Source organism: Pseudomonas sp. FH1 (assembly GCF_000510895.2).
Lineage (GTDB): Bacteria > Pseudomonadota > Gammaproteobacteria > Pseudomonadales > Pseudomonadaceae > Aquipseudomonas > Aquipseudomonas azotoformans_A.
This window is the reverse complement of the sequence record NZ_AOHM01000046.1, coordinates 85,404-95,179: the sequence shown is the minus strand read 5'-3', so window position 1 is coordinate 95,179 and position 9,776 is coordinate 85,404. Positions and strand designations below refer to the sequence as shown.

8 protein-coding genes are annotated in these 9,776 nt (G+C 62.0%); all 8 read right to left on the bottom strand.

The window, feature by feature from the left end; all coding sequences use genetic code 11:
* Positions 1 to 394: 394 nt before the first annotated feature.
* Positions 395 to 1,396 (bottom strand): diguanylate cyclase, encoded by a 1,002-nt coding sequence (locus H096_RS16345; RefSeq protein WP_033899969.1) that lies wholly within the window; start codon positions 1,394 to 1,396, stop codon positions 395 to 397.
* Positions 1,397 to 1,447: 51 nt separating this feature from the next.
* Entirely contained in the window at positions 1,448 to 2,458 is a 1,011-nt protein-coding gene (locus tag H096_RS16340; protein WP_033899968.1) for a chemotaxis response regulator protein-glutamate methylesterase, read from the bottom strand.
* Entirely contained in the window at positions 2,455 to 4,725 is a 2,271-nt protein-coding gene (locus H096_RS16335) for a hybrid sensor histidine kinase/response regulator (RefSeq protein WP_033899966.1), read from the bottom strand. The genes H096_RS16340 and H096_RS16335 overlap by 4 nt, the downstream gene beginning before the upstream one ends.
* Positions 4,722 to 5,423 (bottom strand): chemotaxis protein CheW, encoded by a 702-nt coding sequence (locus tag H096_RS16330; protein ID WP_033899964.1) that lies wholly within the window; start codon positions 5,421 to 5,423, stop codon positions 4,722 to 4,724. The genes H096_RS16335 and H096_RS16330 overlap by 4 nt, the downstream gene beginning before the upstream one ends.
* Complete coding sequence (locus tag H096_RS16325) at positions 5,420 to 6,679, bottom strand: protein-glutamate O-methyltransferase CheR (RefSeq protein ID WP_033899962.1); 1,260 nt, start codon at positions 6,677 to 6,679, stop codon at positions 5,420 to 5,422. Before H096_RS16325 ends, H096_RS16330 begins: the two co-directional genes overlap by 4 nt.
* On the bottom strand, positions 6,676 to 7,188 hold the full coding sequence (locus H096_RS16320; protein ID WP_033899959.1) for a chemotaxis protein CheW: 513 nt from the start codon (positions 7,186 to 7,188) through the stop codon (positions 6,676 to 6,678). The genes H096_RS16325 and H096_RS16320 overlap by 4 nt, the downstream gene beginning before the upstream one ends.
* Positions 7,188 to 8,810, bottom strand: a complete 1,623-nt coding sequence (locus H096_RS16315; RefSeq protein WP_033899957.1) for a methyl-accepting chemotaxis protein — start codon at positions 8,808 to 8,810, stop codon at positions 7,188 to 7,190. The genes H096_RS16320 and H096_RS16315 overlap by 1 nt, the downstream gene beginning before the upstream one ends.
* Before the next feature lie 149 nt (positions 8,811 to 8,959).
* Positions 8,960 to 9,670 (bottom strand): tellurite resistance TerB family protein, encoded by a 711-nt coding sequence (locus H096_RS16310; protein ID WP_033899955.1) that lies wholly within the window; start codon positions 9,668 to 9,670, stop codon positions 8,960 to 8,962.
* Between the last annotated feature and the right edge of the window lie 106 nt (positions 9,671 to 9,776).

Below are 9,776 nucleotides of genomic sequence, written 5' to 3'. Positions count from 1 at the left end.
AAGGATTATTTTGAAAATAAATCCTCAAAGACAGTTGCTCCCACATTTTACCGAGTTAGACCAAACAATACCGGTCGGCTCTAAGGCCGCCACGCTCTTGCTTCTGCTTTTGATCTTAGGCGCCCCGTCAAACACGCTGGCCGAACGCAGGCTTGAATCCGTGGGTAACCCGGCAGGACGCCGGGTTAGCCGCGCTGGGCCAAGGATGGCCCATCGCGGCGGCCCACGCTCCAAAGCCGGAGTGAGGGCACACCGAGCCTAAGCGAGGTGCCGAGTGTTGGGGCGAAGCGTTTTTGGTTACTTTTTGCGCTTTTCAAAAAGTGACCCGCTGTAAGAGCGGAACCAATAGCAGCCGTGACCGCAGCAACGGATATGTACACAGAAGCACTCAGCCCTACTCAATCCCCACCTGATTCCGCCCATTATGCTTAGCCGTATACAACCCCTTATCCGCCGCCAAGATCACCTGCCGGCAATCCGTCCCCTGCTGCGGCGTCATGGTCGACAACCCAATGCTAATCGTCAGGCTCGACCCCTCAGTCGGCGCGTTATGCGGAATCTTCAACGCAGCCACCGCCATGCGCAGCTTCTCAGCCACCAACCGCGCACCGCCCGGCGAGGTATTAGGCAGCACCAGGGCAAACTCCTCCCCTCCATAGCGCGCCGGCAAATCCGAAGGCCGACTGCTGGCCTCACGAATGGTCGCCGCCACCTTGCGCAAGGCTTCGTCACCCTCAACGTGCCCAAAACTGTCGTTATAGGTCTTGAAGAAATCCACATCAATCATCAACAACGACAACTGAGTCTGATCACGCATGGCCCGACGCCACTCCAGCTCCAGGTATTCATCAAAGTGACGACGGTTGGACAGCCCGGTCAGGCCATCAGAGTTCATCAGCCGTTGCAGTACCAGATTGGTGTCCAGCAACTGTTGCTGGCTGACCCGCAGCGCACGATAAGCCGCATCCCGCTGCAACAGGGTCATGTAGGACCGCGAGTGATAGCGAATGCGCGCCACCAATTCGATGTTGTCCGGCAGCTTGACCAAGTAATCATTGGCCCCTGCAGAAAAAGCCGCGCTCTTGATCAGCGGATCTTCTTTGGTGGACAGCACGATAATCGGGATATTCGCGGTGGCCGGATGATTGCGGTATTCGCGCACCAAGGTCAGACCGTCGAGGCCCGGCATCACCAGATCCTGCAGGATCACGGTCGGCTTGATGCGGATCGCCTGGGCAATCGCCTGGTGTGGATCGGCGCAGAAGTGGAAGTCGATATTTTCTTCATGGGCCAGGCCGCGTCGCACGGCTTCGCCGATCATGGCCTGGTCGTCGACCAGCAACACCATGGCGGCATTTTCGTCGGTCTTGATGTCGTCGATCTGTAAATCATTCATGTGCAGTCACCTGAATTACTACCTGCCAGCCAGCACCGCGGGAGGTCATGTTCATTTTGCAAAGACCTCCAGCAATCGGGGCGCAATTCTATCCAGTGGGCGAATTTCAACAGCAGCATCAATTGCCGCCGCCGCTTTGGGCATGCCATACACCGCCGAGCTTTGCTGATCCTGGGCGATGGTTAAATAACCTTGTTCACGCAGCAACTTGAGGCCCTGGGCCCCGTCACGCCCCATGCCGGTCAGCAGCACGCCGACGGCATCGCCATTCCAATGGCTGGCCACGCTTTCGAAAAACACGTCGATCGAAGGCCGGTAAATCTCGTTCACCGGCTCTGCGGTATAGGCCAGCGTGCCATTTTTCAGCAAACGAATGTGGTGGTTGGTGCCGGCCAGCAGCACCACGCCGCTTTGCGGGGGCTCGCCTTCACGGGCCAGGCGCACCGGCAGGCCGGAAGCGCTGCCCAGCCACTCGGCCATGCCGGCGGCGAACACTTGGTCCACATGCTGCACCAGCACAATGGCGGCGGGAAAGTCCCGGGGCAAACCCTTGAGCAGGATTTCCAGGGCAGCCGGACCACCGGCCGATGAACCGATTGCCACCAGGCTCTGGCGTTTACCGGTCATTCGCGGCGCAACGGTTTCGGCACGTACGCGGCTGCCGCGCTGGCCGATCAGCCAGCCGATATTGAGGATCTTGCGCAGCAGCGGCGCCGCCGCATCCTTGGGGTTGCCCACGCCCAGGGGCGGTGTGTCCACCACGTCCAACGCGCCGTGGCCCATGGCTTCAAATACCCGGCTGACGTTGGCCTGACGGTCGACGGTCACGATCACAATGGCGCACGGGGTCTCGGCCATGATCTGGCGGGTGGCTTCCACGCCGTCCATCACCGGCATGATCAGGTCCATCAGGATCAGGTCCGGCGTCAGTTCAGCGCAGCGCTGCACCGCTTCGAGGCCATTGGCGGCCACCCAGACGACTTGATGCGCGGGCTCGAAGCTCAAGGCGCGGCGCAAGGCCTCCACTGCCAGGGGCATGTCATTGACGATCGCAATCCTCATGCCCGCGCGCCTCCGATCAGTTCCACCACGGCATCCAGCAGGGCATCATCATGGAAACTGGCTTTGGCTAAATAATAGTCGGCGCCGGCGTCCAGTCCACGACGTCGGTCTTCTTCGCGATCCTTGTAGGACACCACCATCACCGGCAACGATTGCAGGCGACTGTCTCGGCGCAAGAGTGTGACCAATTCAATACCGTCCATACGAGGCATATCAATATCAGTGATCAACAGGTCAAAGTCTTCGGAGCGCAAGGCGTTCCAGCCGTCCATGCCATCGACCGCCACGGCCACTTCATAACCACGATTAAGTAACAATTTACGTTGCAGTTCACGCACGGTCAGCGAGTCGTCCACCACCAACACGCGTTTACGCGGTGCCTCAGTGGCTTGTTGGCTACGCCGCGCGATACGTTCCAGGCGGCCGGTGTTGAGCAGTTTGTCCACCGAACGCAGCATATCTTCGACATCGACGATCAGCACCACCGAGCCGTCATCCAGCAACGCGCCAGCGGAAATATCCTGGACCTTGCCCAGGCGATCATCCAGCGGCAGCACCACCAGGGTACGCTCGCCGATAAATCGCTCCACGGCAATCCCATACACCGCATCACGCTCGCGGATCACCACGACTTTCAAGGTGTCCGACTGGCCCTGCCCCGCCGGACGCTGCAACAACTGGCTGGCGGCAACCAGGCCGACGTGCCGGCCTTCGTGCCAGAAATGCTGGCGACCTTCCAGTTGCACAATATCGTCCGGCGCCAGGTCGCACATGCGCTCAATGTGAGCCAGCGGAAAGGCGTAGGCTTCTTCGCCGACTTCCACCACCAGGCTGCGCACCACCGACAGGGTCAATGGCACCTCCAGGTGGAAGCGGCTGCCCTGCCCCGCCGTCTGCTCCAGCACCACCGCGCCGCGCAGTTGGCGAACCATATGCTGCACCGCGTCCAGGCCGACGCCGCGCCCGGAGACTTCGGTGACCTTGTCACGCAGGCTGAACCCCGGCAGGAACAGGAACGTCAGCAACTCTTCTTCGCTCAGGCGCAGGGCGGTTTCCAGCGGCGACAGATGCCGGTCGACGATGGTGCCGCGCAGCCGTTCCAGGTCGACGCCATTACCGTCATCGCTCAATTCCAGCACCAGCAAGCCGGCCTGGTGGGACGCGCGCAGGCGGATCAGGCCTTCAGCCGGCTTGCCTGCGAGCAGGCGTTGCTCAGGCATTTCGATGCCGTGGTCGACCGCATTGCGCAACAAATGGGTGAGCGGCGCTTCGAGTTTTTCCAGCACATCACGGTCGACCTGGGTCTTTTCGCCCTCGATCTCCAGGCGTACCTGTTTGCCGAGGCTGCGGCCAAGGTCGCGCACCATGCGCACTTGCCCGGCCAGCACATCGGCAAACGGGCGCATGCGGCAGGCCAAAGCGGTGTCGTAGAGCACCTGGGCGCGCTGCCCGGCCTGCCAGCCAAACTCGTCCAGCTCGGCGGTTTTTTCCGCCAGCAGGGCCTGGGCTTCGCTGAGCAGGCGGCGGGTGTCGGCCAGCGCCTCTTGAGCTTCCAGGTTCAGATTTTGGGTCTTGAGTTGCCCGTCCAGCGCATCCAGGGCCCGCACGCTCTGGTTTTGAATGCGCTTGAGGCGCTGCAGGCTGGCCAAATATGGCTTGAGCCGCTGGGTTTCCACCAAGGATTTGCTCGACAGGTCCAAGAGGCTGTTCAAGCGCTCAGCGGTTACCCGCAGCACGCGCTCGCCGCCTTCGGTCATGCGTTTGTTCTGGCGCAGCGGCTCGGCAACCACCGGCGGCGCAGGCTCGGGTTCCGGCGGCAGTTCTTCAACGACAGGTACAGGCTCTGGCGGCGGCGCCACAGGCTTGACCGGCGCCTGGGACGGGTCCAACAGGCGCTCCATCAACGCCACATAGGCTTCGATATCCGCCGGCCCCACGTTATTGCCGGGCGTGGCGATGCGCATCAGCAGGTCGGTGCCTTGCAGCAACGCATCAATATGTTCGGGTTGCAGGTACAGGCGGCTTTCCTGGGCGCTGACCAGGCAATCTTCCATCACATGGGAGACGCTGACCCCGGCGTCGACCCCGACGATACGCGCCGCACCCTTGAGCGAGTGAGCGGCGCGCATGCAGGCTTCAAGCTGATCGGCCTGGGTCGGGTTGCGTTCCAGGGCCAGCAGGCCCGCGCTCAGCACCTGGGTCTGCGCGTCGGCTTCCAGGCTGAACAGCTCCAGCAGCGAGGCATCGCGCATCTGGTCGGGGGTCATGTGAGGCTCCGGGTCACGGCGGACAACAATTGCACCTCGTCCAGCCAACGCAGGCTGCGACCTTTCCACTGCAACACGCCTTGGGTGTAGCGCGCGCTGGCCTGGGTGCCGGAGGCCGAAGCCGCCTTCAAGGTGCGCTCATCGATGGCGTGGATCCCGTCGACTTCATCCACCGGTACCACCACCGGGCCATCCTGTGCGGCAATGATCAGCATGCGCGGCATGATGCGGCCGCCGCTGGCGCCGTTGCTGGTGACATCCAGGCCCAGCAGTTCCACCAGCGACAGGCACGCCACCAGCGCACCCCGCACATTGGCCACGCCGAGCAAGGCGCGCGAGCGTTGGTGCGGCAGGGAATGTATCGGTTGCAACGGCGCGACTTCCACCAGGCAACGGGTGGCAATGCCCAGCCATTCTTCGCCGAGGCGGAACATCAGCAACGAACGGGTGACCACATCTTCGCCCAGCTCGACAGCGGCATGCGGGCGATGCGCGTCCTGCTGCAAGGCGTAGCGGTCCAGCAAGCGCGTGGCTGCCGCCGAGTACACCGAGCAGTTGCGGCAATGGATATGGTCTGCCAACAGCGGGCAGGATTTGTCGCCATGGATGCCGATGCGGTTCCAGCAGTCGTCGATGGCTTGGGTGTCGGCCAGGGTCAGGTCCAGGCCTGCGGTGTCGAGCGCCTCGGTGTTACTCATCGTTTGGACTCACTGTCAGCTCGCTCGCTACGGGCAGCCCGCGCCTGCAAGCGGCGCGCTCCCGCACTGTCGCCCTGGGATTCGAGCAACGCGGCCAGGTGCATCAAGGCCTGCGGGTGCTGGGGTTCCAGGTACAAGGCTTTTCGATAATAACCCTGGGCCTCCAGAGCACTACCGGCCACATCACTCAACAACCCGAGCCAGTAGAACACCTGAGCAGCCGGCGGATGGTTGCTCAAATACTGCTCGCACGCGGCGCGGGCTTCGGCACTCTTGCCTTCATTGGCCAGGGTGGCGATGCGGCTGAGCAGGTCGCCCGCATCGGTGTGCGGCGCCTTGATCGGCACCACTTGAGCGCTGGCCGTGCTGAACGGCCGTGGCTTGCTCGGAATCGGCGCCGCACTGCGTTGCGGGATAGGCGCGGCAATCGGCACAAACACGGGCGCAGGTATGACCGGCTCGGCATGCCGACTGAATGCAAACGACTGCGGCACCCCAATTGAGCGCATGCCATGGCGCCCCAGCAAGCTGCCCTCGGCCGGGCCGATAAACAGCACGCCGTCCACATGGGTCAGGCCCTTGAGCACATCGAAAACCTGCTTCTGCGTCGGCTGGTCGAAGTAGATCAGCAGGTTGCGGCAGAACACGAAGTCGTAGCTCGCCTCATTCGCCAGCAAGCCCGGATCAAGCAAGTTGCCCACCTGCAGACGCACCTGTTCGCGCACACGGTCGGCAATGTGGTAACCGTCGCCATACTCGGTGAAATGGCGGTCGCGAAAGGCAATATCGCCACCGCGAAACGAGTTCTTGCCATACACCCCGCGCCGCGCACGCTCCACCGACAGCGGGCTGACATCCAGGCCCAGCACCTTGAACTGGTGCGGCGCGAGGCCAGCGTCCAGTAATGCCATGGCAATCGAATAAGGTTCTTCACCGGTGGAGCACGGCAGGCTGAGGATGCGCAGTGCGCGCATCTGCTTGATTTCGACCAGCCGCGCCTTGGCCAAGCGGGCCAGGGTCGCAAATGATTCGGGGTACCGGAAAAACCAGGTTTCCGGGACGATTACCGCTTCGATCAGCGCCTGCTGCTCATCCTCGGAACTTTGCAGGTGCTGCCAGTACTCGCCGGCCGTTTGCGCATTGACGGCCTGGCTGCGCTGGCGCAACGCGCGTTCGATGATGGCTTCGCCCACCGACGCGACATCCAGACCGATGCGCTCTTTAAGGAAGGCAAAGAAACGCGGATCGCTGCTCATAGGCTCAGCTCGGCAGAAAACAGCACGGCACGCACCTCATCGGTGAGCAGGTCATTCACGCCGATCCATTGCATCAAGCCCAACGCGTCTTCACGCACCGGCCCCAGGTACGGCGCCTGGCGGTTGTCGAGGCCATAGGGCTGAAACTCCGCCGGGTCGCAACGCAACGTGTCGGTGGCCTGCTCCAGGATCAGTCCCAGCCAGCGCGCTTCAATCCAGGGCTCGGGCTGGTAATTGACCAGCACCAGCCGCGTGCTGGTACGTGCCTGGGCGGCGGTGCCGAAGGTCAAGGCGCTGAGGTCGATCACCGGCACCAGTGCACCACGGTGGGCAAAAATGCCCGCCACCCACAGCGGCGCATGGGCGATGGGTTTCAAAGGCAGGCGCGGCAGCACCTCGGCCACTTCGGTGGCCTTGAGGGCGTAACGTTCGTTGCCGATGTGGAACACCAGGAACAACGCCTTTTTCGCTGCCGGGACGGCGCCGCGTTTAGCCGCGAGGTCGCTCATCAGACTTTGAAACGCGACACGCCGCTGCGCAGACCGACCGCCACCTGGCTCAGCTCATCAATGGCAAAGCTGGCCTGGCGCAGGGACTCGACGGTCTGGCTGCTGGCATCGCCCAGTTGCACCAGGGCGTGGTTGATCTGCTCGGCACCGGTGGCCTGGGCCTGCATGCCTTCGTTGACCATCAACACCCGCGGCGCGAGGGCCTGGACCTGATGAATGATCTGCGACAGCTGCTCGCCGACTTGCTGCACTTCAAACATGCCGCGACGCACTTCTTCGGAGAACTTGTCCATGCCCATCACGCCAGCGGACACCGCCGACTGGATCTCGCGCACCATCTGCTCGATGTCGTAGGTAGCCACGGCCGTCTGGTCGGCCAGTCGCCGCACTTCGGTGGCCACCACGGCAAAACCGCGACCGTACTCGCCGGCTTTCTCAGCCTCGATGGCCGCGTTGAGCGACAGCAGGTTGGTCTGGTCGGCAACCTTGACGATGGTCACCACCACCTGGTTGATGTTGCCGGCCTTCTCATTGAGGATCGCCAGCTTGGCGTTGACCAGGTCGGCCGCGCCCATCACCGAGTGCATGGTTTCTTCCATGCGCGCCAGGCCTTGCTGGCCGGAACCGGCGGCGACCGAAGCCTGGTCGGCGGCGGTGGACACTTCGGTCATGGTGCGCACCAGGTCCTTGGACGTGGCCGCGATTTCGCGGGAGGTGGCACCGATTTCAGTGGTGGTCGCAGCGGTTTCAGTGGCGGTGGCCTGTTGCTGCTTGGACGTGGCAGCAATCTCGGTGACCGAGGTGGTGACCTGCACCGACGAACGCTGGGCCTGGGATACCAGGGCCGTCAGCTCGGTCATCATGTCGTTGAAGCCGGTTTCCACCGCATTGAATTCGTCTTTGCGCTCCAGGTTCAAGCGCTTGCTCAGGTCGCCGTCGCGCATGGTTTCGAGGATATCGACGATGCGTTGCATCGGCGCCATGATCGCGCGCATCAGCAGCAGGCCACACAGGCCGGCGGCGAGGATGGCGACGACCAGCGATACGAACATGCTGATTTTAGCAGCGGAAACCGCATCATCGATGGCGTTGGTCGCACGGTCGGCGACGTTCTTGTTCTCGGTGATGATGTCGTTGAGCTTCATGCGGCCTGCGGTCCAGGTCGGCGTCAGCTGCGTATCAAACTCTTTGCGGGCGGCCGCCAGGTCACCGCGTTGCAGGCTGTCGAGCACCGTGGACAGGCTCTTGTTGTAGGCCTGGTGCAGGGCTTCGAATTTGTCGAACTCGGAACGGTCTTCACTGCCGGCAATGGTTTTATCGTAATTGCTCATCTGCTGCAGGATGCGCGCTTCGAAGGACTTGAACTCCGCCCGATCAGCGTCGCTCAGTTGCTTGTTCTCACGCAGGCCCAGCAATTCAAGGGTCTGCAGGTAGCTGTCGACCCAGGCGCTACGGATCATTGAACTGAGATAGACCCCCGGCACCGCGTCATCGCGCACCGCGACTTCGCTGGTTTCGATCTTCAGCAACCGTGAATAGGAGACCACAACCATTAACAGCATGATGGCGATAATGACCGCAAAGCTTGCCAAGATCCGTTGGCGCAAGGTCCAGTTCTTCACAGTAATTCCTCGAAGGGCCGATCAAATGCCGGGGAGTATAGCTGAGCAGAAGCCCTCATTTATCAACGGGTTTTGATGTAACGCTCACAGAATGCAAAAACACCCCGGGCCTTTATGGCATCCGGGGTGTTTTCGATAAAGCGATGGGCTCAGAGCGCCGCTTGGCGCACCTGTTTTTCCAGCTCCAGCTTCAAACCCGGCTCCAGTTTCAGTTGACGGGCCAACTCATCGAGGTAGGCCTTTTCCATGAAGTTTTCCTCATCCACCAGCATCACACTGGCGATGTACATCTCTGCAGCCATTTCCGGTGTGCCGGCAGCCCGCGCTACGTCGGCCGGGTCGAGGGGTTTGTTGAGTTCGGCGTGCAGCCAGCTTTGCAGTTCGCGGTCGTTGTCCAACTTGGTGAATTCGCCCTCGATCAGCGCACGCTCGCGCTCATCCACATGGCCGTCAGCCTTGGCGGCGGCGACCAGTGCCTTGAGAATGCCTTGGCTGTGTTGCTCGACCTGGGCCGGTGGCAGTCGGTCGATGGTCTGCGGTTCGCCTTGTGGCGCATTGGCTTGGCTGGCCTGCCAGTTGCCATAGGCTTTGTAGGCAATCACGCCCAGTGCGGCCAAACCACCGTAGGTCAGGGCTTTGCCGCCGAATTTGCGGGCTTTTTTGTTACCCAACAGCAAGCCCATCGCGCCGGCCGCCAAGGCACCGCCGCCCGCGCCACCGAGCAGGCTGCCCAGGCCGCCACCGCCGAGCAAACCGCCCAGTGCACCTTTGTCGTCCTGTTTACGCTGGCCGCCAGCCTTGTTTTGCAACATGTCCTGGCCAGACTTGAGCAACTGATCGAGCAATCCACGGGTATTCATTCGTAGCCTCCAGACACTAGGGTTCATAGGACCAATAGGCCCCCAGCGTAAAACTAAGTGCCAAAAAGCCTCGATCTAGAGTGCTTCCAGATGTAACGCGGCCGCC